Source organism: Azospirillum sp. TSO5, from assembly GCF_003116065.1.
Taxonomy (GTDB): Bacteria; Pseudomonadota; Alphaproteobacteria; order Azospirillales; family Azospirillaceae; genus Azospirillum.
This window is the reverse complement of the sequence record NZ_LGQY01000046.1, coordinates 20,454-41,437: the sequence shown is the minus strand read 5'-3', so window position 1 is coordinate 41,437 and position 20,984 is coordinate 20,454. Positions and strand designations below refer to the sequence as shown.

Here is a 20,984-nt window from a genome sequence, read left to right as displayed (position 1 = left end):
TCAGCACCCCGTGAAGGCGGCCTTGCGCTTCTCCAGGAAGGCCTTGCACCCCTCGTGCGAATCCTTGGTGTCGAGCACGAGGCCGATCATCGCCTGCTCGTAGGCCAGCGCGGCGCCCAGCGGCATCTCCGCGCCATGGCGGAGCGTGCGCTTGATCATCTTGAGGATCAGCGGCGACTTGGCGGCGATCTTGTTGGCGGTCGCCATCGCTTCCGCCATCAGATCGGCCTTGGGCACGGTGCGGTTGATCAGGCCCCAGGCCACCGCCTCGGCGGCGGTGAACTGGTCGCCGGTGAAGACCAGTTCGCGCGCCCGGCAGGACGGGATCTGGCGCAGGATGCGCTGGGTGCCGCCGGCGCCGGGGAACAGGCCGAGGTTGATCTCGGGCAGGCCGAACTTGGCGGTCTCGGCGGCGATGCGGACGTCGAGCGACAGCAGCAGCTCGGTCCCGCCGCCCAGCGCCCAGCCGTTGACGGCGGCGATGGTCGGCTTGTCGCAGGTCTCGAAGCGGCGGAACACCCGGTGGATGATTTCGGCGAAGTCCAGGTAATGGGCGAGGCCCTGGCGGCTGTCGAGGTCGGCGATGTCGCCGCCGGCGACGAAGGCGCGCTCGCCGGCCCCGGTCACGACGATGACGTGGACGCCGTCGTCGGCTTCCAGCCCGCTCAGCGCCCGTTCCAGCTCCAGCAGCGTCGGGATGTTCAACGCGTTGAGCGTGTCCGGGCGGTTGATGGTGATGGTCCCCACGGCGCCGTCGCGGGTCGTCAGGATGGCGTTGTTACCGGCGGTGGTTTCAGCGGTCATGGTCTTGGTTCCTCCCGTGGGTCCGTCAGGCGAGCGTGTCTTTGACCGCCGCGACGATCCGGTCGGCGTCGGGCAGATAGGCCGTCTCGAGCGATTTGGCGAAGGGGATGGGCATGAAGGGCGCGCCCACGCGCAGTACCGGGGCGTCCAGTTCGTCGAACAGGTCCGACGCGATGCGCGCGGCGATCTCCGCGCCCACGCCGAAGGCCTGCACCGCCTCGTGCGCGATCACCACGCGGTGGGTCTTGGCGACCGAGGCGAAGACGGTCTCCTCGTCCCAAGGCTGGATCCAGCGCAGATCGATGATCTCCGCCTCGACGCCGTCCTGCGCCAGCCGGTCGGCGGCGGCGCGGGCGGCGTAGAGGGTGGCGCCGTAGGTGACGATGGTGACGTGGCGCCCTGGCCGGTCGATCCTTGCCTTGCCGATCTCGCGCGGGGCGTTCACGTCGATGTCGCCCTGGAGGGCGTAGAGCGCCTTGTTCTCGACGAACACCACCGGGTCGGGCGCCTCGATGGACGCGCGGAGCAGTGAGTAGGCGTCGGCGACGGTCGCCGGGCAGACCACGCGCAGGCCGGGGATGTGGGCGAACCACGCCTCCAGGCATTGCGAATGCTGCGGCCCTGCGTTCAAGCCTCCGCCGTGCGGCGTGCGCAGCACCATCGGCACGCTGCATTGCCCGCCGAACATGAAGCGCGCCTTGGCGGCCTGATTCACCACGGCGTCCATGGCGAGCGCCACGAAATCCATGAACATGATCTCGACCACCGGCTTCATGCCGGTCAGCGCGGCGCCGACGGCGGCGCCGACGATGGAGGCCTCGGAAATCGGCGTGTCGCGGACCCGGTCGGGACCGTGGGTGTCCAGCAGGCCGCGGGTCGCCTTGAAGGGTCCGCCGGCGGCGGCGACGTCCTCGCCGAAGAGCATCACCGAGGGGTCGTCCGTCATCGCGTCGGACAGGGCCTGGGCGATGGCGTTCACATAGCGCAACGGCTTCGACATGAGACTTCAGGCCCCGGCGGTGAGCGTGGTTGGCGTGTAGACGTCGCGGAAGGCGGCGTCGAAGTCGGGCAGGACGTCGGCGCGGGCGGCCTCCAGGGCCGTGGCGATGTCGGCGTCCACGGAAGCGACCAGGGTGGCCAGCGCCTCTTCTTCGATCCCAGCGGCGAGCAGCGCCTCGGCGGAGCGGCGCAGCGGGTCGTTCTCCGGCAGGGCGGCGATCTCGTCGGCGTTGCGGTATCGCTGCGGGTCGCCCTCGAAATGGCCATGCCAGCGGGTGGTGATGCATTCCAGGATGCGCGGGCCGCCGGTACGGGCGGCTTCCACCACCTCGGTCGCGGCCTCGGCGACGGCGCCGAGGTCGTTGCCGTCGATTTGGCGGTGCGGAATGCCGAAGGCGGCGCCGAGCTTGTCGAGGGTGGCGGCGAACTGGCGCGAGGTCGGCGAGAATTCCGACCAGCCATTGTTTTCGCAGACGAAGACCATCGGCAACCGCCACAGCGCCGCCATGTTCAGGCATTCGTGCAGCGCGCCTTCCGCCATGGCGCCGTCGCCGAAGAAGGCGACCGCCACGCCGCCGCTGCGCCGCGTCTGGTGGGCCAGCGCGCTGCCGGTGGCGAGCGGCAGCCCGGCGCCGACGATGCCGTTGGCGCCCAACACGCCGAGCGTCAGATCGGCGACGTGCATGGAGCCGCCGCGTCCGCCGCAGATGCCGCCGGCCCGTCCCATGATCTCCTTGAAGAAGAGGTCGAGCGCCACGCCGCGCGCCAGGACGTGGCCGTGGCCGCGATGGGTGGTGGCGAAGGTGTCGCGGGGGCCCAAAGCGCCGATCACCCCGGCGGCCACCGCTTCCTGGCCGACGCTGAGATGGATGAAGCCGGGAATTTCGCTGTCCGCGAACAGCTTGGCCAGGGTGGTCTCGGTCGCGCGGATCAGCTGCATGGTGCGGTGGAGCGCCAGTAGCCGGTCGGGCGGGAAACGGTCGTTGCGTGCGGCGGATGACGGCATGGGTGCCTCCCTTCGCGTCTTGTCGCGGAGACGATGCTTCGCTTGTTGAGCAAACAATGAACCATGATTCATATTTCAGTCAAGCGAGTGTTTTGGGAAGGGGCTCGCTCCCCCTCCGACCCTCCCTCTGCCGGGTGGGGGGGGAAAGGGAGGCGCTTGGCTGGCTAAAAACTTGATCGACAGAGCTGTAAATGCCCTTTCGCCTGATTGGTGGGGAAGGGCGGGGAGGGGGGTGCATGCAAATTCCTCAATTATGCCGTTGCACCCACAGTTTGCCCAAGATACATTCTCCATGAAAAATGACTCATAGTTCATTTCGTAAGGCGTGCCCCGCACGGCTCGCCGCTCATGGGAGGAAAGGACCGCCATGCACCGCCGTTCCGTCATTGGCCTGATCGGGGCCGCCGCCCTGACCGCCACCATCGCCCTGTCGGCCGGCTCCGCCGCCGCGCAAGACAGCATCAAGATCGGCATGACCTCGGCCCTCACCGGCCCCTACAACGAGTACGGCGAGGGCGGGCGGCGCGGCGTCGAACTCGCCATCGAGAAGTGGAACGCCAAGGGCGGCATCAACGGAAAGAAGATCGAGCTGGCGATGCTGCTCGACGACCAACTGGTGCCCGACCGCGCGGTGCAGAACATGCGCCGCCTGCTCGACAACAAGGATCTGGTCGCCTTCATCGGCCCGGCGGGCAGCGGTCCGACCCTGGCGGTGATCGAGATGGCCGCCGCTGACGGGCGCCCCTACATGAACCCGGTGGCGCAGACCCCGACCGTCACCTACCCCGACGGCGGCAAGCCGCGCCCGAACGTCTTCTCCTTCGCGCTCCAGAACGACGTCGAGTCGATGGTGCTCGGCCGATACGTCGCCAAGAATTTCAAGAAGCCGGGGCTGGTCCACGAAAGCACCGCCTACGGCGTGTCCGGCGCCGACATGATCGGCAAGGAGCTGAAAGCGGCCGGCAGCGCCGCCCCCGTCGCGGTGGAGACCTACAACCAACGCACCCAGGACATGACGGCCCAGGTCGCCCGCCTGCAACGGGCCGGGGCCGACGTGGTGGTCTGCGTCGGGCTGGGCGCCGATCTGGCGGTGATCCGCCGCACCATGGCGCGGCTGAACTACAACGTGCCGCTGGTGGCGTCGAACGGCGCCCTGTCGATCCCCTACCAGGAGGCGGCCGGCGATCTGGTGGTCGGCACGCGCGGCTCGATGGTCTACGTCTTCGGCGAGGACACGCTGAACCCGGCGGCGCAGGGCTTCGCCGACGCCTACAAGGCGAAATACGGCACCGACCGCTGGTGGGGCAACGACCCGCAGCGCCCGCAGATCTTCATGTCGCTGTCGGTCAGCAACGCCTACGACGCCGCCGACGTGCTGTTCGAGGGCATCAAGCGCGCCAACTCGACCGACCCCAAGGCCATCGCGACGGCCATCGAGGGCATCCAGGGCCTGCGCGGGGTGAACGCGACCTATTCCTTCTCGGCCATCAAGCACCATGCCATCGCGCCGGAGGACGTTGCGATCTTCGAGTATGCCAAGGTGGCCGACAAGATCGCGCTGAAGATCGTCAAGGATTGAGAAAGCCCCTCTCCCGTCAGGGGAGAGGGCTTTTCAAGGGCGCGCAGGACAAGGACGACGCCATGCATTTCGTGCTGCAACTCATCTTCTCAGGGTTCTGCGTCGGCGCGGTCTACGCGCTCATCGCGATGGGACTGTCGCTGACCTTCTGGACCACGCGCACGCTGAATTTCGGCCAGGGATCGCTGCTGATGACCGCCTCGGTCGCCACGGTGGCGCTGCTGGGCGCGGGAATGCCGATCGCGTTGGCGGTCCTGCTCGGCGTGCTGCTGGCCGGCGGGCTGATGATCGTGGCGGAGCGGATCGCCATCCGCCCGCTGCTCAAGGCCGGTGACAGCATGGGCTGGGTGGTCTCGACGCTGGGGCTGGGGATCTTCCTCCAGGGCTTCGTGTCGACCGTCTTCGGGTCACAGGCCATCGCCTTTCCGTCGCTGGTCTTCGACAGCATGGATTTCGTCGATCTGGCCGGCGTCCAGGTGTCTTCCCAGTATCTCGCCGTGCTCGGCCTGTCGCTGACCCTGATGGTGGCGATGGAGCTGTTCCTGCGCCGGTCGGCCTGGGGCCGCGCGGTGCGGGCGGTGTCGCACGACGCCGACGCGGCGGCGCTGGCGGGCATCCCGGTGCGCCGGGTGATCGTGCTGTCCTTCGTCGCCAGCGGCGTGCTCGCCGGCATCGCCGGGGTGATGGTCGCCCAGATCACCGGCACCGTCGATCCCGGTTTCGGCTTCAACCTGATGGTGCTGGGCTTCGTCGCGGCGGTGTTCGGCGGCATGGGCAACACGGCCGGCGCGCTGGTCGGCGGCATTTCGCTCGGCGTCATCGAGAAGCTGGTCGGCGGCTACGTTTCCACCGCGGCCGAACATGGCATGGCATTCGCCATTCTGATGGTGATCCTCGCCATCCGCCCGCAGGGCCTGTTCGGCCGCAAGGAATTTACGAAGGTGTAAGGCGCCAGCGATGCGGAACTCCCTCACGTTTCTCACCCGGACTCCGGTGGTCGCGGCTCTCCTCGTGGCGCTCGGCGTCGCGGCGGAATTCGCCAGCGGCTCCACCGTGCAGATCTGGTCCTTTCTTCTGGTCAACATCCTGCTGGCCCAGAGCATCAACGTGCTGACCGGCGTCGCCGGGCAGATCTCGCTGGGGCACGCGGGCTTTCTCGGCATCGGCGCCTACGGGTCGGCCCTGCTGATGAAGAACCTGGGGCTTCCCCTGCCGCTGGCGCTGGTCGCCGGGGCGGCGATGGGCGGGGCCGGCGGCTGGCTGCTGTCCTTCGCCGCCGGCCGGGTCCGCGAGTTCTACCTCGCCATGATGACGCTCGGCTTCGGCATGATCTTCTACGAGGTGGTGCGTGAGTGGACCTCGGTGACCGGCGGCGTCGTGGGCCTCAGCGGCGTGGCGTCGCCCTCGCTCCGCACGCTGAGCCTGTTCGGCTGGCGGATCGACCCGGTCGCCTATTTCCAGATCATGCTGGCGGTGGTCGCCGCGGTGGTGTGGCTGCTGCGCAACTTCATCACCAGCCCCTACGGCCGCGCCTTCTTCGCCATCCACGTCAGCGAGGTCGCCGCCGGCAGCATCGGCGTCGCCCGTGCCGCGACCAAACGCAACGCCTACACGCTGAGCGCGGCGCTGGCCGGGCTCGCGGGCGGTTTCTACGCGCATCTCGTCGGCTATCTCGGGCCGGAGACCTTCGGCCTGCACCGGTCCGTCGAGGCGCTGGTCATGGCGGTGGTCGGGGGGCTGGGCACGCTGACCGGCCCGATCCTGGGCGCCGTCGTCTTCACCTACCTGCCGGAAAAGCTCCAGGTCTTCGCCGAGTACCAGTTCATGGTCTACGGCCTGATCCTGCTGCTGTCCTTCGTGCTGCTGCCGCGCGGGCTGGCCGGGCTGCTGCTGCCGCGCCCACGCTTCTCCAAGGACGTGGAGGCGCTGCCGCCGCCGCCGCCGGCTCACCGCGCCGCGGCCGGAACCGGGCCGCTGCTGAGCGCCGAGGGCGTGTCCATCAGCTTCCTGGGCCTGCGCGCGCTGGACAACGCGTCGGTGACGCTGGGGGCCGGCGAGATCCTCGGCCTCGTCGGGCCGAACGGCTCGGGCAAGAGCACGCTGGTCAACATCATCAGCGGCATCTACCGCCCGACCGACGGCAAGGTGTCGTTCGATGGCGGAATCCTCACCGGCCTGCCCGACCACGCGGTGGCGCGGCGCGGCGTGCTGCGCACCTTCCAGGACCCGCGTCTGGTGCCGTCCTTCACGGTGCGGGAGAATGTCCTGCTCGGCGGGCACCGGCTCTACCGGCAGAATCCGCTGGCGGCGTCGCTGAACCTGCCGGGCGCGCTGCGTGAGGACGCCGAAATGCTGGGCCGGGCCGAGGCGATCCTGGCGATGGCCGGCCTGTCGCACCTCGCCGACACGCCCGTGCGCGACCTGCCCTACGGCGACCAGCGCATGACGGAACTGTCGCGCGTCATCCTGGCGAACCCGCGCCTCGTCATGCTCGACGAGCCCGCCGCCGGCCTTTCGGAAGGCGAGCTGCACAAGCTGGGCGGTCTGGTCCGCCATCTGAAGGACCAGGGCGTCGGCGTCATCCTGATCGAGCATCACATGGACTTCCTCAACGAACTGGTCGACCGCGTCGTCGTGCTGGACAGCGGGCGGGTCATCTACCAGGGCGCCATGGCCGGCATGTACCGCGACCCGGCCGTGGTCGCCGCCTATCTCGGCACCGAAACCCATCCGGGGGAGACCGTCCATGCCTGAGAACACGGGCCTCGACATCCAGGGGCTGGAGGTCCGCTACGGCCCGGTCCAGGCGGTGCGCGGCGTCTCGCTGCGGGCCGAGCCGGGGACCATCACCGCCATCCTGGGCGCCAACGGGGCCGGCAAATCCTCGCTGATGAAGGCGATCTCCGGGCTGGCCCCGGTGGCGGCGGGCAGCATCCGGCTCGACGGCGAGGACATCACCCGGCTGTCCCCGCACGAGCGGGCGCGGCGCGGCCTGTCCCACGCGCTGGAGGGACGCCGGCTGTTCCACCGCATGTCGGTCGAGGAAAATCTGCGGGTCGCCTGGGATTTCCGCAACCGGGGCGGCAGCTTCAAGGCGGTCGCCGACCGGGTCTACGACCAGTTCCCGATGCTGACGGCGCGGCGCGACACGCCGGCCGGCATGCTGTCGGGCGGGCAGCAGCAGATGGTCATCCTGTCGGCGGCGCTGATCCACGAGCCGCGCTACCTGCTGCTCGACGAGCCGTCGCTGGGGCTGGCGCCGGTCATCGTGCAGCAGATCTTCGGCTTCATCGAATCCGTCTGCCGCGAGCGCCGCACCACCATCCTTCTGTGCGAACAGGTGGCGGCCATCGCGCTGCGCGTCGCCCACGCCGGCTGCGTGTTGCGGCGCGGGCAGGTGGTGCGCAGCGGTGAGGCGGCCGATCTCGCCGCCGATCCAACGCTGTCGGCGGCCTATCTGGGCGGGTAGCATCGTAGAAACTGGGAGGGAAACGGCATGCAATCGGGTGTCTATGAGTTCCTGGCGCAGGATCGTGTCATTTATGGTCGCCCGGCGGCCGAGGCCGTGGCGGAGACCGCCGGGCGGCTGGGCAAGAGCCGTCTGCTGATCGTGGCGAGCCGGACGCTGAGCCGCTCGACCGGCGTCGTCTCCGCCATCCGCGAGGCGCTGGGCGACCGCTGCATCGGCGTGTTCGATTCCTGCGTCGAGCATGTGCCGCGCGCCTCCGTCCTCGCCCTGGCCGGGGAGGTGCGGCGGCTGCAGCCGGACCTGATCGTCACGGTCGGTGGCGGCACCCCGATGGACACGGTGAAGGTGACGCTGGTGGCGCTGGCCGAGGGCATCGCCGACGAGGCCGGCTTCGACGCCGTGCGCATCCGCGTGGCGGAGGACGGCACTCGCATCGTCCCGGCGGTGAAGGACCCGCCGCTGCGCCAGATCATCGTGCCGACCACCCTGTCGGGGGCCGAGTTCTCCAACCTCGGCGGCGCCACCGACGTGACGCGCCAGGTGAAGGATCTCTACACCGGGCGCCACATCGGTGGGCAGGTGGTCATCCTCGACCCCGCCGTGACCGTTCACACGCCCGACCGGCTGTGGCTGTCCACCGGCATCCGCGCCGTCGACCACGCGGTGGAGACGGTGTGCTCCCGCAAGCCGCAGCCCTTCACCGACGCGACCTGCTTGCACGGGTTGGGCATGCTGGCGCGTTCCCTGCGCGTCAACCAGGCCGAGCCGGACGACCTCGACGCCCGGCTGGAGAGCCAGCTCGGCGTCTGGCTGGCCTCGAACGGGCTTGGCCGGGTGGAGTGGGGCGCCAGCCACGGCATCGGTCACCAGCTCGGCGCGGTCGCCAACGTGCCGCACGGTCATTGCTCCTGCGTCATGCTGCCGAGCGTGCTGCGCTGGAACCGGGAGGTGAACGCCGACCGTCAGGCGCTGGTGGCCCGCGCGCTGGGGCGCGAGGATGGGGACGCCGCGGCGGCGGTCGCCGGTCTCGTCCGCGACCTGGGGCAGCCGGGCAGCCTGCGCGAGGTGGGCGTGACGCGCGACCACTTCGCCGCCATCGCGGCCGGGGCCATGCAAAACATGATGGTCCGCAGCAACCCGCGCCCGATCACCGGGGAGGCCGACATCCGCGACATTCTGGAGCTGGCCTGGTGAGGGGAGCCGGTCCGTCCTGAACCGGACCGCGCCACCGCCGTCACGGAGCGAATGGCCCTGCCTCCCGGCAGGGCCATTCGTCGTTTCCGAGGTCCGCTTGAGGACTGCTTGTTTCGGGCCCCTCGGCTCCCAGCTCTGCGAAATGACTATGGGGGTATGCGTATCAAGCAGTCCTCGCAGCGAACGATTGTTTTGACCAACAATAAGATCGGAGGCACAATCTTAATACAGAATGAAATTCTCAATAGAGAATGGAGAGCGCGCCATGCTCGCCGATCATCAGGATCAGGACAAGGATAGGGACATCGCGGCGCTCAACATCGGCAAGCCGGTCGGCGCGGTGGTCAGCGCCTTGGCGATCCTGCGTTATCTGGCGTCCCAGGACGGCGCGGTGTCGAGCATCCAGACCGCCCGGGCGCTGGGGCTGAACCCCAGCACCTGCTTCAACATCCTCAAGACCCTGGTCGCCGAGCGCGTCGTCCATTTCGAGGAGGCCGGCAAGGCCTACCGGCTGGGCGCCGGGCTGGTGGAGTTGGCGGGCAGCGCGCTCGATCAGGTCGGTTACGCCCGGCTGATCCACCCGGAGCTGGAGCGGCTCGCCGCCGCGTGGCAGACGCCGATGACGGCGTGGCTGCGCGTCAGCAACGCCCGCGTCATGCTGGTGGACCGGGCGGAGGCGACCTCGACCATCCAGATCCACATGCGTATTGGCCACCGCCTGCCGCTGCTGGTCGGCGCGCTCGGCCGCTGCATGGCGGCGCACGCCGGTTTCCCCGTCGACGAGATGAGGCGCCAATACGCCAAGGTGCGGCAGGACAGCCCGCAATCCTTCGAGCATTTCCTGGAAGAGGTCGAGGCGGCGCGGGCCGACGGCTACGCGGTGGACCGCGACGGCTTCGCGCGCGGCGTGACGACCGTGTCCAGCCCGGTGCTCGATGCCGAGGGCACGCCGTTCCTGGCGCTGTCGGCGGTCGGGCTGACCGCGCAATTCTCCGACGAGCGGGTCGCGGCGATGGCCGCCGACCTGCGCGACACCACGCGGCGGATCAGCCGGCAACTGGCCGGCCCGTTCCGCCCCCTTCCTCACCATCGGGAGAGCACGCGATGACGCCGGTCGTTTCCGGGGTCGCCGACACCGCCGTCGGCCGGTTGGACGGGACGAGCTGCATGGCGCTCCACGCCGAGGCCGCGACGGCGGCGCTGGCCGACGCGGGCCTGCGGGCGGACGAGGTGGACGGCGTGCTCTGCGCCTATTCGCTGGCCGAGCCGCATCTGATGCTCTCGTCGGTCTTCAACGAATATTTCGGCATCACGCCCTCCTACAGCGCCGCCGTCCAGGCCGGCGGGGCGACCGCCTGCGCGCTGGTGATGCAGGCCGCCGCCCTGGTGCGGGCGGGGATCTGCCGCAACGTGCTGGCGGTCTGCGCCGACAACCGCCTGAGCGGCATGGGCCGGGGCGGGGCCGTCGCGGCGCTGGCCGAGGTGGGGCACCCGCAGTTCGAGCGACCCTACGGCCTGTCGATTCCGGCGGCCTACGCGCTGGTGGCCCGCCGCTGCATGCACGAGCGCGGCGTCGCTCCCGATGTCTTCGCCGAGCAGCTCGCCGCCATCGCCGTGACCCAGCGCGGCCACGCCCGCCGCCATCCCAAGGCGCAGGCCCGCGACCCGCTGACCATGGAGCAGGCGCTGTCCGCCCGCATGATCGCCGACCCGCTGCGGCTGTTCGACTGCTGTCTGGTGTCGGACGGCGGGGCCGCCATCGTGGTTAGCGCCGCCGATTCCGCCGACGACCACACCGGCCGGCCCGTGTCGATCCTCGGCTACGGGCAGATGAACACGCACGAGCACACCTTCGCCATGCCGTCGCTGACCGATTTCGGCTGTCGGCAATCGGCGGCGCAGGCCTTCGCCATGGCCGGGCTGACGCCCGCCGACATCGACGTCGCCGAGATTTACGACAGCTTCACCATCACCCTGCTGGCCGAGCTGGAATCCATCGGCTTCTTCCCGAAGGGGGAGGCCGGTCCGGCGATCCTCGGCGGCGCGTTGGAACTGGACGGGATCCTACCCTGCAACACCCATGGCGGCCTGCTGTCCTACGCGCATTCCGGCGCCGCCGGGGGCATGTTCCACATCGTCGAGGCGGTGCGGCAACTGCGCGGGGAGGCCGACGGCCGGCAGGTGGCCGGGGCGCGAACCGCCTTCGTCCACGGCGACGGCGGCATCCTGTCGGCGCATTGCTCGCTGATCCTGGGGAGGGCCTGAGATGACCGCCGTCATGAAGCCCGCGCCGCTGGTCACCGCCGACACCCGCTCCTTCTGGGACGCCTGCGCGCGCGGGGTGCTGACCTACCAGCGCTGCGCCGCCTGCGGCCATGTCCAGTTCCCGGCGCGTCCTTTCTGCACCGAATGCCGGGCCGCCGATCCGGTGGAGGAGCGCTCCGCGGGGGTCGGCGCCATCCACAGCCACACCACCGTCCACCGGGCGCCGACCCCGGCCTTCAAGGACGACGTGCCCTACGTCATCGCGCTGGTCGATCTCGACGAAGGCTTCCGCCTGATGGCGAACCTGCGCGATTGCCCGCCCGCGGAGCTCCGCATCGGTCTGCGGGTCCGCGTCGTCTTCGAGCCGCTGGCCGGCGGCGGCGCCTTGCCGCAGGTCCGGCCGCTGGAGTGAACCCTTCTGGAGGGACATCCATGTACGTGTTCGACACGCTTCCCGTGGGCGCCGCCTTCGGCGCCCAGGAGCTTCACCTGTCCGACGCGCTGATGCGGCGCTGGACCAGCCTGTACCCCGACGACGCGACGGACGGGCGGATGCCCGCCGGGATGATCGCGGTGGCGTCGATGCGGGCCTACTCCGATCTGGTGGCGCCGCGCCCGCCGGGCAACGTCCACGGCTCGCAGCGCTACGAGATGATGCGCCGGCCCGCCTTGGGCGAGCGGCTGACCACCACCATCGCCTGTATTGGCAAGGAGGTGAAGCGCGACCGCCGCTGGGTCCATTTCGACACCGAGACGGTGGGAGAGGACGGCACGCCCTGCTTCCGCGGCCGGATGACCGTGCTGTGGGCGGCATGAGGAGGGATGTAGCCATGACGGATACGCTGTCTCCGGTCTCCAAGCGCATCGACCGCGCGGCGATCCGGCTCTACGCCGAGCTGACCGATGATTTCAACCCGATCCATCTCGACCCCGATTTCGCGGCGAAGACGCCGATGAAGGGCATCATCGCTCACGGCCTGCTGTCGGTGAACTTGCTGTGGCAGTCGGTGCGGATCAGCCTGGGCGAGGCGGCGGTGTCCGACACGACTCTCGACATCCGCTTCCTGCGCCCGGTACGCGAGGACGACGTGGTGACGGCGGGCGGGCGGCGGCGGGCGGATGGCGACGGCTACGACGTTTGGATCGCCAACCAGCACGGGGAGACTGTGATTTCCGGTCGCTTGGCGCATCCGGCGGAGGGGAGGGGGGCGCCATGACGGACAGTCTGCTCGTCCGCGACGACGGCGACCTGCGCCGGGTGACCCTGAACCGGCCGGAGAAGATCAACGCGCTCGACACCGCGATGCTGCGGGCGCTGGCCGCCGCCATCGACGGCGCGCAGGATGCCGGGGCCGCCCTCGTGGCGATCGACGGCGCCGGTCCGCGCGGCTTCTGCGCCGGCGGCGACGTCGCCGAGATGGGGCGTGGGGCCGCCGCCTTCGCCGCGCAGGAGGAGGCGCTGCGGGCTGCGATGCAGGCGCTGTACGGGTCGGCGGTGCCGGTCGTCAGCCTGGTGCATGGCCGGACGCTGGGGGCGGGCTGCATCGTGGCGTGCCTCAGCGATCTGGTGCTGGGCGCCGGCGGGGTGCAGTTCGGCTTCCCGGAGATGCGCTTCGGCCTCTACCCGGCCTTCGTCCACGCCGCGCTGACCGAGCGGCTGCCGGCGGCGCTGGCCTTCCAGATCCTGGCGGGCGGCCGGATGCTGACGGCGGCCGAGGCGTACGGCTTCGGCTTCCTGACCGAAATCCTGCCCGACGAGGGGTTCGCCGGGGCGGCCGAGGCCCGGCTGACCCATTACCGCGAGCGGATCGACGCGCTCGTCATCGGCCGCCGCATCCTGCGGATGGAGGACCGCCCGTCGATGGCGGAGAAGACCCGGCGGCTGGCCCCGCTGCTGGTCGAGAACCACGCGGCCCCGTCCGTCCGGCGGCTTCTGGCCGATCTGTCCTTCGCCCGCTGAGGCGCGGGCCTCGAAACGACAACGAGTCCCGCCAACGGGACCGCGTCACCCCCAACAATCCATTCCTGGGAGGGAGCGATGTCGAAAAACAGCGTGTTCGCCGCCTTGCTGCTGGGCAGCGTCTTTGCCGCCGGCAGCGCCTTGGCTGCCGACCCGGAGGTCTACAAGATCGGCGGCATCTTCGCGATGACCGGCGCCTCGCCCCATTACGGCAAGGTGATGAGCGGCGGCGCGCAGCTCGCGGTGGACGAGATCAACGCCAAGGGCGGCATCGACGGCACCAAGCTGCAACTGGTCATCGAGGACCACAAGAGCGGCAGCGCCCAGGCCGCCGTCGCCGGGATGAACCGGCTGATCGACGTCGAGGGGGTGAAGGCGGTGCTGCCGTCCTTCTCCACGGTGACGCTCGCCACCATGCCGATCGGCGACCAGAAGAAGATCCTGATGCTGAACGGCGGCGGGGTCAGCGCCCAGACGGTCGGCACCTCGCCCTACATGTTCAACATCCGCTCGATGGCGTCGGATCTGGCCGGCGGCATCGCCCACCGCGCGGCGGAGCAGGGCGCCAAGAAGCTCGCCCAGATCGCCATCAAGTCGGAGTTCGGCGACGCCACCATCGCCGCCACCACCAAGGCGTGGGAGGGGATGGGGCTGAAGATGGTCGCCGCCGAGCAGTTCCAGGCGGATGCCGCCAACATCGACACCCAGGTCGCCAAGCTGCGCGCCTCGCAGCCCGACGCCATCGCCAACTGGCCGACGACCCCGCAGGCCGGTCTGGCGGTGAAGCGCCTGCGCGAACTGGGCATGAAGCAGCCCGTCTACTGCATGGAATGGACCGCCGAGGACACCAAGGTCGCCGGCAAGCACGCCGAGGGCGTCGAGGTGGTCACAGACTATTTCGCCGCCACCGACGAGAACCCGTGGTCCAAGCGCTTCGCCGAAGCCTACAAGGCGAAATTCGGCGACATGCCGGACTTCTACGCCGCGAACTACTACGAGGGCGTCTACGTTATCGCCGAGCTGATCCGGCGGTCGAAGGCCAAGGGCGGCGACTACTACACCGGCGAGCGTCTGGTGGAGGCGCTGTGGGAGAATCCGACCTTCGACAGCGTCTACGGCAAGACGCTGACCTTCCGCAAGAACGGCGTGGCGCAAAAGCCGGTGGCGGTCTTCCGCTTGGAGAACGGCGAGCCGAAATTCGTGAAATTCACGTCGGCCGAGTGATCGCCGTTCCGTGAGGTCTCCCTCTCCCGCCCCGGGAGAGGGACGGGGCCCGCGATAGCGGGAAAGGTGAGGAGCCAGCAGAGCGTGGGGTCCGTACCGCGCCCGATAGCCCCTCACCCTCCCCACCGCTTAGCCGCGGGTCCCCTCCCCCTCCCGGGGCGGGAGAGGGAACAACAGGAGCCCATCCCATGGATCTGCTCATTCAACTGACCCTTAACGGCCTGTTCAACGGCGCGCATTTCGCCCTGCTAGCGATGGGCTTTGCGTTGATCTTCGGCACCACCGGGGTCGTGCATTTCGCCTACGGGCCGGTCTACGCGGTCGGCGCCTACGTTGTCTGGGCGCTGGTGGCGCTGGCCGGGCTGCCCTTCTGGGCGGCGGTGGGGCTCGGTGTCGCCGCCACGGCGGCGCTGGGGGTTGCGAGCTATCTCTTCATCTACCGCCCTTTCGAGATCGGCGGCAGCCCGCCCTTCGTCGTGCTGGTCGCCTCGCTCGGCCTGTTCATCGTCATCAAGAACATGATCGGCATCGTCTTCGGCACCGATGTCAAGACGGTCGACGTCGCCTACGACGTCCATTTCGTCGGCAACGCCTTCTTCACCACGGTGCAGGTAGGCCAAGTGCTGGCGGCGCTGCTGGTCGGCTGCGGCATCGCGCTGTTCCTGCGGACCAGCCGCTACGGCAAGGCCATCCGCGCCATGGCCGACAACCGCGAGATGGCGACCGTCATCGGCATCGACACCACACGGCTGTCCATCCTGGTCTTCGCGCTGGGCTCGGCGGTCTCGGCTCTGGCCGGATCGCTGGTGCTGCTGCGCGACGGGCTCAACCCCAACATGGGCTTCGGCGCCGTTTTCGTCGCCTTCGTCGCGGTGATCGTCGGCGGGGTCGGCTCGCTGCGCGGCGCGGTCATCGCCGGCTTCCTGCTGGCCTTCGTACAGAGTCTGGGCATGTGGCAGATCCCGACCGAGTGGCAAAACACCATCGTCTTCGTCGTGCTGTTCGGGTTCCTGCTGGCCCGGCCGTCCGGCATCGTCCGGCGGGCGTGAAGGAGGCCCGGAAGCCATGGAATACCTTGCCCACGTCCTCGTCATGGTCTGCCTCTACAGCATCCTGGCGACCTCCTTCAACCTGCTGATCGGCTTTGGCGGCATCTTCGCCCTGGCGCATGCCACCTTCTACGCCAGCGGAGCCTACGCCGCCGGCATTCTGGCAACGAAGCTCGGCATCGGCTTTCCCTTCACCATGCTTGCCGGGATTGTCGTCACCGCCGCCATCGGCCTGCTGGTCGCCTTCCCTGCCATGCGGGTGGGCAGCCATTATCTGGTCGTCATTACGCTGGCGCTGCAGGCCATCACCATCGACGTGCTGATGAACAGCAAGCCGGTCACCGGCGGACCGGACGGCATCGGCGGCATTCCCCCGGTGTCGCTGTTCGGCACCGCTCTGAACAATCCGGTGGCCTTCCTGCCGTTGGCGGCGGTGATGGCGGCGCTGTGCTGCGCGGTGGCCTGGAGGCTTGGCGCCTCGCCTTTCGGCCGCTCGCTGCGCGCCATGCGCGAGAACGAGGCGGCGGCCCAGGCGGTCGGCAAGAACCTCGTCCGCATGAAGCTGGTGGTCTTCGCCCTGTCGGCCGGGCTGGCGTCGGTCGCGGGATCGTTGGTCGCCCACTACATCGCCTTCGTCAACCCGGAATCCTTCACCATCGAGGAGACCATCCTCATCCTCGCTATGGTGATCCTCGGCGGCATGGGCAATCTGTGGGGCTCGCTGGCCGGTGCCGCGATCCTGGTGCTGCTGCCTGAGGGGCTGAAGTTCGTGCATGTGCCGGGCGACATCGCCGACATGGTGCGGCAGGTGATCTACGGCGTGATCCTGATCGTGATCCTGCGGCTGCGTCCCGAAGGGCTGTTCCCCGAGACGGTATTCCGTCCGCCGACCGGCGCGGTTCTTCCGATGGTTCCCGCCAACGGCCCCGCGTCGACGCTGGTCCGCGCCGAGGGCACGCCGGGCGAAGTAGTGGTCTCCGCCAGGGCGTTGGCCAAGAGCTTTGGCGGCATCAAAGCGGTCAAGGATCTGACCATCGACCTGCGGCGCGGCCAGATCGTCGGGCTGATCGGCCCCAACGGCGCCGGCAAGACGACCGCCTTCAACTTGCTCTCCGGCTTCTTGCGGCCGACGAGCGGCACCATCCTCTATCGGGGACGCGACCTGACCGCGCTGAAGCCGCACGAGGTCGTCGCCGCCGGGCTGGCGCGCTCCTTCCAGGATCTCAAGCTGTTCACCAAGCTGAGCGTCGTCGAGAACATCCTGGTCTCGCTGCCCAAACAGCCGGGCGACGGCCTGTTCGACGTCTATCTGCGGCCCGGCCGCGTCCGCTGGGCCGAGCGGGAGAACCTCGCCCGAGCGTTGGAGATCGCCTCCTTCGTCGGGCTGCTCGCCAAGGCCGACGAGGTCGCCGCCAACCTGTCCTACGCCGAGGAGAAGCTGCTGGTCATCGCCCGACTTCTGGCGACTGGGGCCGACGTGCTGCTGCTCGACGAACCGCTGTCGGGCCTCGACACCGGCACGGTGGAGCGCATCTGCGGTGTGCTGCGCGATCTGGCGCGGGCCAACAAGGCCATCTGCATCATCGAACACAATCTGGAGGTCATCCGCGGCGTCTGCGACGAGATCGTCTTCATTGACGAGGGCCGCGTGCTGACCAAAGGACCGCCGGAGACGCTGATGCGCGACCGCGAACTGGCCGAGAGGTATTTTGGATGACCGAGATTCATGCGATGCCGATTGCCGAACCTCTGCTTGAGGTGCGGGGCTTGAGTGCCGGGTACGGCAAGCGGGCCGTGGTCCATGACATGGACCTGACGGTGCGGGCCGGGGAGATCCGCGTGCTGCTGGGCCACAATGGGGCCGGCAAGACGACGCTGGTGCGTTCGGTCTTCGGGCTGATCCGGCCGTCCTCCGGCAGCATCCGCTACCGGGGCGAGGACATCACCAAGCGGCGCTGCGCCGACAACGTCAAGGCGGGGATCGCGCTGGTCCCGCAGGGGCACGGCATCTTCCGCAGCCTGACGGTGCGCGAGAACCTGGAACTCGGCGCCTACACCGCCGACGACCCGGCCGCCACGCGGACCAACCGCGACGCGGTGATGGATCTCTTCCCGATCCTGCGCGAGCGCGCCGGCCAGATCGCCGGCACCATGTCGGGCGGGCAGCAGCAGATGCTCGCCATGGGGATGGCACTGATGCACCGGCCCGACGTGATGATCCTCGACGAGCCCTCCATCGGCCTCGCCCCCAACCTCGTCCAGCGCGTCATGGAGGCCATCGCCGAGGTGAACCGGGCGCTGCGCATGGCCGTGCTGATGGTCGAGCAGAACGTCGTCCACGCCCTGCCGATCGCGCAGAGCGTCACCGTGCTGCGCACCGGCCGCAAGATTTACGAAGGCGCGCCCGAACCGCTGGGCGACCGCCAATACCTGATGACGCTTTTCTAAGAAACTTCCCACACAAGGATCGACTTCATGGCCCGTCAGAAGATGCTGATCGTCGGCGCTCTCGGCACCGTCGGCCGCCCGATGCTGGAACATTTCGAGGCGTTGCCCGATTGGGACGTCTGCGGCGTGTCGCGCCGCACCCCCGATTTCGAAACCACGGCCGAATGGGCGGCCATCGACCTGCGCAACCCTGACGACTGCCGCAAGCTGCGCGAGATCAAGGGCGTCACCAACATCTGCTACACCGCCGTCTACGAGAAGCCCGACGTGACGCGCGGCTGGTCGGAATGGGACCATGTCGAGACCAACCTCGCCATGCTGAAGAACGTGGTGGAGAACGTCGAGGCGGTGTCGCCCAACCTACGCCACGTCACGCTGTTGCAGGGCACCAAGGCCTATGGCGGCCATCTCGGGCCCTTCCGCCAGCCGGCGCGCGAGAGCGACAAACGCTACATGCGGCCGAACTTCTACTACGACCAGCAGGACTGGATTGCCGAGCGCCAGCAGGGCAAGGACTGGAGCTGGAGCGTGCTGCGCCCGCAGATCGTCTGCGGCCTAGCCATCGGCAGCCCGCTGAACATCATCACCGCCATCGGCGTCTTCGCCGCCGTGTCGCGCGAATACGGCCTGCCGCTGCGCTTCCCCGGCGGTGCGTCGCGCATCGGCGAGGCGACCGACGCGCGGCTGATCGCCAAGGCCGCCGAATGGGCCGGAACCAGCCCGCAATGCGCCAACCAAGTCTTCAACATCGCCAACGGCGACGTCTATGTCTGGGAGAACGTCTTCCCCAAGGTGGCCGAGCTGTTCCGCATGGAGCTGGAACCGGCGCAGCCCTTCTCGCTGGCCCGCATCATGCCGCAGAACGAACCGATCTGGGACCGCGTCGTCGCCAAGCACCAGTTGAAGCCCTACAAGTATGGCGAGGTGGTGCCGTCCTGGCAGTTTGCCGACTTCCTGTTCGGCTACGGCCAGCGGCCCAACCCGCACCACATGAGCACGATCAAGGCGCGCAAGCTGGGCTTCCACGAGTGCGTCGACACCGAGGAGATGTTCGTCGATCTCCTGCAGGAGCTGCAGAAGCGGCGCATCCTGCCGGAATGAGGAGGGCCGCCGCCATGACGACCAAGCGCAGCGTTCACGGCGTTCCGGTGGAGTGGGAGACTCTGCCGGCGCTGGTCGCGGCCCGCGCGGCGCAGCACGGGGACCTTCCCCGGCTGACCGTCGCCGGGCGGGCGATGAGCTACCGGGATCTGGACGACGAGTCCTCCCTGGTGGCCGCCAACCTGCACCGGCTGGGGGTGCGCCGGGGCAACCGGATCGCCTGCTTCCTGCGCAACGCGCCCGAGCATCTTGTGACCTGGGTCGCCGCCGGAAAGCTGGGGGCGATCTGGGTGCCGCTGAACGCCGGTCTGGTTGGCGAGGATCTCGTCCACACCCTGACCGACGCCGCGCCCGCCGTGCTGGTGGTGGACGGGGAGTTGGCGGAGCGGGTCGCGGCGGTCGAGGACCGGCTGCCGCCGATGCGGGTCTATCAAGTGGCAGAGGGGCAGACGGCAGAGGGGCAGATAGGGGGCGGCGGGCGCCGTCCCGCCTTCACCGAACTGCTGGAACCGGGCTCTACGCCGCCGGTGGTCGAGGTGTCCGGCGGCGATCCGGCGGTGATCATCTACACCGGCGGCACCACCGGCCTGCCCAAGGGGGCCCTGCTGCCGCATTTCGCCTGGATCGCGGCGGGGATGCGCTATGTGGAGGCCTTCGAGACCAAGCCGGACGACGTGCATTACTCGATCCTGACGCTGTTCCACGTCGGCGGGCTGATGCTGGGGGTGGTCGGGCCGATGGTCGCCGACATTCCGACCGTCATCGACCGCCGCTTCAGCGGCAGCAACTTCTGGGCGCGGGCGCGCGAGACCGGGGCGACCATCGTCGATCTGATCGGCACCATGATCACCGTGCTGGTCGAACAGCCCGAAGGGGCGGGCGATCGTGAGCACCGGGTGCGGGTTTCGCTGGGCGTGACCGGGCAGATCCCGCCCGCCGTGGCCGACCGTTTCGTCGAGCGCTTCGGCGTCGGCTTCGTCAATGTCTATTCGCTGACCGAGACCGGCGGCGTGCTGATCGTCAACAACCGGATGGACTCGCCCAAGCCGCGCGCCAACGGCCGGACCCATGGCTGGGCCGAGGTCGCCATCCTGGACGACGGCGACCAGCCCATGCCGCCCGGCTCCATCGGCCAGATTGCGTTGCGCCCGCGCTACCCGCACATTTTCATGTCGGGCTATTTCAACGCGCCCGAACGCACGCTGGAGTGCCTGTCGAACCAGTGGATGCACACGGGCGATCTGGGATACCTGGACGAGGATGGCTTCCTCTTTTTCACCGGCCGGCAGGCCCACTGGCTGCGCCGCCGGGGCGAGAACATCTCGGCCTACGAGGTGGAAAGCGTGCTCAGCCATTGCCCCGGCGTGCGCGAGGTGGTGGTGGTCGGCGCACCTTCCGAGAAGGGGGAGGAGGACGTGAAGGCCTTCGTCATCCGTGAGGCCGGCTGCGACGTGGCGCCCGCCACCATCGCCGCGTGGTGCGAGGGCCGCATGGCGGCCTTCAAGATCCCGCGCTTCATTGCCTTCGTCGACGATTTCCCGCGTTCCGTCACCAAGCGCGAGATCGAACGCCACAAATTGCGGGAGTTGCCGAACGACCGTGTCTGGGACCGCGAGCGCCAAGCCGGATAAGGTGTGATGATCTTGCCCCGGTTTGGTGGCTCTTGCGCACTTTGCGTAGATGGTCCGGGTTACGGTGGCGAGGAGACTGAGAAGCTGTTCGTAGGCGGCACGTGTCGCCTGCGAACAGCTTCTCACGGCACTACTACAATCTCGCTGTGCATCGGCCTGCAACACTGGCCCAGTTTCAGGGGTGATCGGCGTCGCCGCTGCCATGAATTTGGTCAGGATCGGCAACTGGATGGCTGACGTTCCGATCGCGCCAAC

20 protein-coding genes are annotated in these 20,984 nt (G+C 68.9%); 17 read left to right on the top strand and 3 right to left on the bottom strand.

Annotated features, from left to right (window positions below; translation table 11 throughout):
- From TSO5_RS13955 to TSO5_RS13945, 3 genes are read right to left on the bottom strand one after another with little or no spacing between them, the layout of a single operon-like run.
- Positions 1 to 804: an enoyl-CoA hydratase-related protein gene (locus tag TSO5_RS13955; protein ID WP_109152147.1), complete on the bottom strand. Its 804-nt coding sequence runs from the start codon at positions 802 to 804 to the stop codon at positions 1 to 3.
- Between the two features lie 25 nt (positions 805 to 829).
- Positions 830 to 1,804, bottom strand: a complete 975-nt coding sequence (locus TSO5_RS13950; protein WP_098736691.1) for an alpha-ketoacid dehydrogenase subunit beta — start codon at positions 1,802 to 1,804, stop codon at positions 830 to 832.
- Positions 1,805 to 1,810: 6 nt separating this feature from the next.
- A complete protein-coding gene (locus TSO5_RS13945) occupies positions 1,811 to 2,809 on the bottom strand; it encodes a thiamine pyrophosphate-dependent dehydrogenase E1 component subunit alpha (protein ID WP_109152146.1) in 999 nt (332 codons plus the stop codon).
- 367 nt (positions 2,810 to 3,176) lie between these two features.
- Here TSO5_RS13945 and TSO5_RS13940 point away from each other — a divergent pair, with 367 nt between their 5' ends.
- From TSO5_RS13940 to TSO5_RS13860, 17 genes are all read left to right on the top strand, one after another.
- Positions 3,177 to 4,388, top strand: a complete 1,212-nt coding sequence (locus TSO5_RS13940; RefSeq protein ID WP_109152145.1) for an ABC transporter substrate-binding protein — start codon at positions 3,177 to 3,179, stop codon at positions 4,386 to 4,388.
- A gap of 62 nt (positions 4,389 to 4,450) precedes the next feature.
- Positions 4,451 to 5,335, top strand: coding sequence for a branched-chain amino acid ABC transporter permease (locus tag TSO5_RS13935; RefSeq protein WP_109152144.1), 885 nt, complete (start codon positions 4,451 to 4,453; stop codon positions 5,333 to 5,335).
- 10 nt (positions 5,336 to 5,345) lie between these two features.
- Positions 5,346 to 7,142 carry a branched-chain amino acid ABC transporter ATP-binding protein/permease gene (locus TSO5_RS13930; RefSeq protein ID WP_109152143.1) on the top strand — a complete coding sequence of 599 codons (1,797 nt, stop codon included), beginning with the start codon at positions 5,346 to 5,348 and terminating at the stop codon, positions 7,140 to 7,142.
- Positions 7,135 to 7,857, top strand: a complete 723-nt coding sequence (locus TSO5_RS13925; protein WP_098736686.1) for an ABC transporter ATP-binding protein — start codon at positions 7,135 to 7,137, stop codon at positions 7,855 to 7,857. Before TSO5_RS13930 ends, TSO5_RS13925 begins: the two co-directional genes overlap by 8 nt.
- Positions 7,858 to 7,884: 27 nt before the next feature.
- Positions 7,885 to 9,051, top strand: coding sequence for an iron-containing alcohol dehydrogenase (locus TSO5_RS13920; protein ID WP_109152142.1), 1,167 nt, complete (start codon positions 7,885 to 7,887; stop codon positions 9,049 to 9,051).
- A gap of 265 nt (positions 9,052 to 9,316) precedes the next feature.
- Positions 9,317 to 10,159: an IclR family transcriptional regulator gene (locus tag TSO5_RS13915; protein ID WP_109152141.1), complete on the top strand. Its 843-nt coding sequence runs from the start codon at positions 9,317 to 9,319 to the stop codon at positions 10,157 to 10,159.
- Positions 10,156 to 11,316, top strand: coding sequence for a thiolase family protein (locus TSO5_RS13910; protein WP_247870752.1), 1,161 nt, complete (start codon positions 10,156 to 10,158; stop codon positions 11,314 to 11,316). Before TSO5_RS13915 ends, TSO5_RS13910 begins: the two co-directional genes overlap by 4 nt.
- 1 nt (position 11,317) lies before the next feature.
- Positions 11,318 to 11,728 carry a Zn-ribbon domain-containing OB-fold protein gene (locus TSO5_RS13905; protein ID WP_199230895.1) on the top strand — a complete coding sequence of 137 codons (411 nt, stop codon included), beginning with the start codon at positions 11,318 to 11,320 and terminating at the stop codon, positions 11,726 to 11,728.
- Positions 11,729 to 11,748: 20 nt separating this feature from the next.
- Positions 11,749 to 12,132 carry a hypothetical protein gene (locus tag TSO5_RS13900; protein ID WP_109152140.1) on the top strand — a complete coding sequence of 128 codons (384 nt, stop codon included), beginning with the start codon at positions 11,749 to 11,751 and terminating at the stop codon, positions 12,130 to 12,132.
- 14 nt (positions 12,133 to 12,146) lie between these two features.
- Positions 12,147 to 12,533 (top strand): MaoC/PaaZ C-terminal domain-containing protein, encoded by a 387-nt coding sequence (locus TSO5_RS13895; protein ID WP_109152139.1) that lies wholly within the window; start codon positions 12,147 to 12,149, stop codon positions 12,531 to 12,533.
- Positions 12,530 to 13,276, top strand: a complete 747-nt coding sequence (locus TSO5_RS13890; protein ID WP_109152138.1) for an enoyl-CoA hydratase/isomerase family protein — start codon at positions 12,530 to 12,532, stop codon at positions 13,274 to 13,276. Before TSO5_RS13895 ends, TSO5_RS13890 begins: the two co-directional genes overlap by 4 nt.
- Positions 13,277 to 13,354: 78 nt before the next feature.
- A complete protein-coding gene (locus TSO5_RS13885; RefSeq protein WP_109152137.1) occupies positions 13,355 to 14,500 on the top strand; it encodes an ABC transporter substrate-binding protein in 1,146 nt (381 codons plus the stop codon).
- 188 nt (positions 14,501 to 14,688) lie between these two features.
- Positions 14,689 to 15,549 (top strand): branched-chain amino acid ABC transporter permease, encoded by an 861-nt coding sequence (locus TSO5_RS13880; protein WP_109152136.1) that lies wholly within the window; start codon positions 14,689 to 14,691, stop codon positions 15,547 to 15,549.
- A gap of 16 nt (positions 15,550 to 15,565) precedes the next feature.
- Positions 15,566 to 17,266, top strand: coding sequence for a branched-chain amino acid ABC transporter ATP-binding protein/permease (locus tag TSO5_RS13875; protein ID WP_109152135.1), 1,701 nt, complete (start codon positions 15,566 to 15,568; stop codon positions 17,264 to 17,266).
- Positions 17,263 to 17,997, top strand: a complete 735-nt coding sequence (locus TSO5_RS13870) for an ABC transporter ATP-binding protein (RefSeq protein ID WP_098736676.1) — start codon at positions 17,263 to 17,265, stop codon at positions 17,995 to 17,997. Before TSO5_RS13875 ends, TSO5_RS13870 begins: the two co-directional genes overlap by 4 nt.
- Positions 17,998 to 18,024: 27 nt before the next feature.
- Complete coding sequence (locus TSO5_RS13865) at positions 18,025 to 19,098, top strand: SDR family oxidoreductase (protein WP_109152134.1); 1,074 nt, start codon at positions 18,025 to 18,027, stop codon at positions 19,096 to 19,098.
- 14 nt (positions 19,099 to 19,112) lie between these two features.
- The gene (locus TSO5_RS13860) at positions 19,113 to 20,729 is read left to right on the top strand and encodes an AMP-binding protein (protein WP_244592444.1); all 1,617 of its coding nucleotides are present in this window, start codon (positions 19,113 to 19,115) and stop codon (positions 20,727 to 20,729) included.
- Positions 20,730 to 20,984: the final 255 nt, after the last annotated feature.

Excerpts from the sequence above, each read along its gene's own strand:
- TSO5_RS13955 (WP_109152147.1), bottom strand. The coding sequence starts at position 804 with ATGACCGCTGAAACCACCGCCGGTAACAACGCCATCCTGACGACCCGC.
- TSO5_RS13950 (WP_098736691.1), bottom strand. The coding sequence starts at position 1,804 with ATGTCGAAGCCGTTGCGCTATGTGAACGCCATCGCCCAGGCCCTGTCC.
- TSO5_RS13945 (WP_109152146.1), bottom strand. The coding sequence starts at position 2,809 with ATGCCGTCATCCGCCGCACGCAACGACCGTTTCCCGCCCGACCGGCTA.
- TSO5_RS13940 (WP_109152145.1), top strand. The coding sequence starts at position 3,177 with ATGCACCGCCGTTCCGTCATTGGCCTGATCGGGGCCGCCGCCCTGACC.
- TSO5_RS13935 (WP_109152144.1), top strand. The coding sequence starts at position 4,451 with ATGCATTTCGTGCTGCAACTCATCTTCTCAGGGTTCTGCGTCGGCGCG.
- TSO5_RS13930 (WP_109152143.1), top strand. The coding sequence starts at position 5,346 with ATGCGGAACTCCCTCACGTTTCTCACCCGGACTCCGGTGGTCGCGGCT.
- TSO5_RS13925 (WP_098736686.1), top strand. The coding sequence starts at position 7,135 with ATGCCTGAGAACACGGGCCTCGACATCCAGGGGCTGGAGGTCCGCTAC.
- TSO5_RS13920 (WP_109152142.1), top strand. The coding sequence starts at position 7,885 with ATGCAATCGGGTGTCTATGAGTTCCTGGCGCAGGATCGTGTCATTTAT.
- TSO5_RS13915 (WP_109152141.1), top strand. The coding sequence starts at position 9,317 with ATGCTCGCCGATCATCAGGATCAGGACAAGGATAGGGACATCGCGGCG.
- TSO5_RS13910 (WP_247870752.1), top strand. The coding sequence starts at position 10,156 with ATGACGCCGGTCGTTTCCGGGGTCGCCGACACCGCCGTCGGCCGGTTG.
- TSO5_RS13905 (WP_199230895.1), top strand. The coding sequence starts at position 11,318 with ATGACCGCCGTCATGAAGCCCGCGCCGCTGGTCACCGCCGACACCCGC.
- TSO5_RS13900 (WP_109152140.1), top strand. The coding sequence starts at position 11,749 with ATGTACGTGTTCGACACGCTTCCCGTGGGCGCCGCCTTCGGCGCCCAG.
- TSO5_RS13895 (WP_109152139.1), top strand. The coding sequence starts at position 12,147 with ATGACGGATACGCTGTCTCCGGTCTCCAAGCGCATCGACCGCGCGGCG.
- TSO5_RS13890 (WP_109152138.1), top strand. The coding sequence starts at position 12,530 with ATGACGGACAGTCTGCTCGTCCGCGACGACGGCGACCTGCGCCGGGTG.
- TSO5_RS13885 (WP_109152137.1), top strand. The coding sequence starts at position 13,355 with ATGTCGAAAAACAGCGTGTTCGCCGCCTTGCTGCTGGGCAGCGTCTTT.
- TSO5_RS13880 (WP_109152136.1), top strand. The coding sequence starts at position 14,689 with ATGGATCTGCTCATTCAACTGACCCTTAACGGCCTGTTCAACGGCGCG.
- TSO5_RS13875 (WP_109152135.1), top strand. The coding sequence starts at position 15,566 with ATGGAATACCTTGCCCACGTCCTCGTCATGGTCTGCCTCTACAGCATC.
- TSO5_RS13870 (WP_098736676.1), top strand. The coding sequence starts at position 17,263 with ATGACCGAGATTCATGCGATGCCGATTGCCGAACCTCTGCTTGAGGTG.
- TSO5_RS13865 (WP_109152134.1), top strand. The coding sequence starts at position 18,025 with ATGGCCCGTCAGAAGATGCTGATCGTCGGCGCTCTCGGCACCGTCGGC.
- TSO5_RS13860 (WP_244592444.1), top strand. The coding sequence starts at position 19,113 with ATGACGACCAAGCGCAGCGTTCACGGCGTTCCGGTGGAGTGGGAGACT.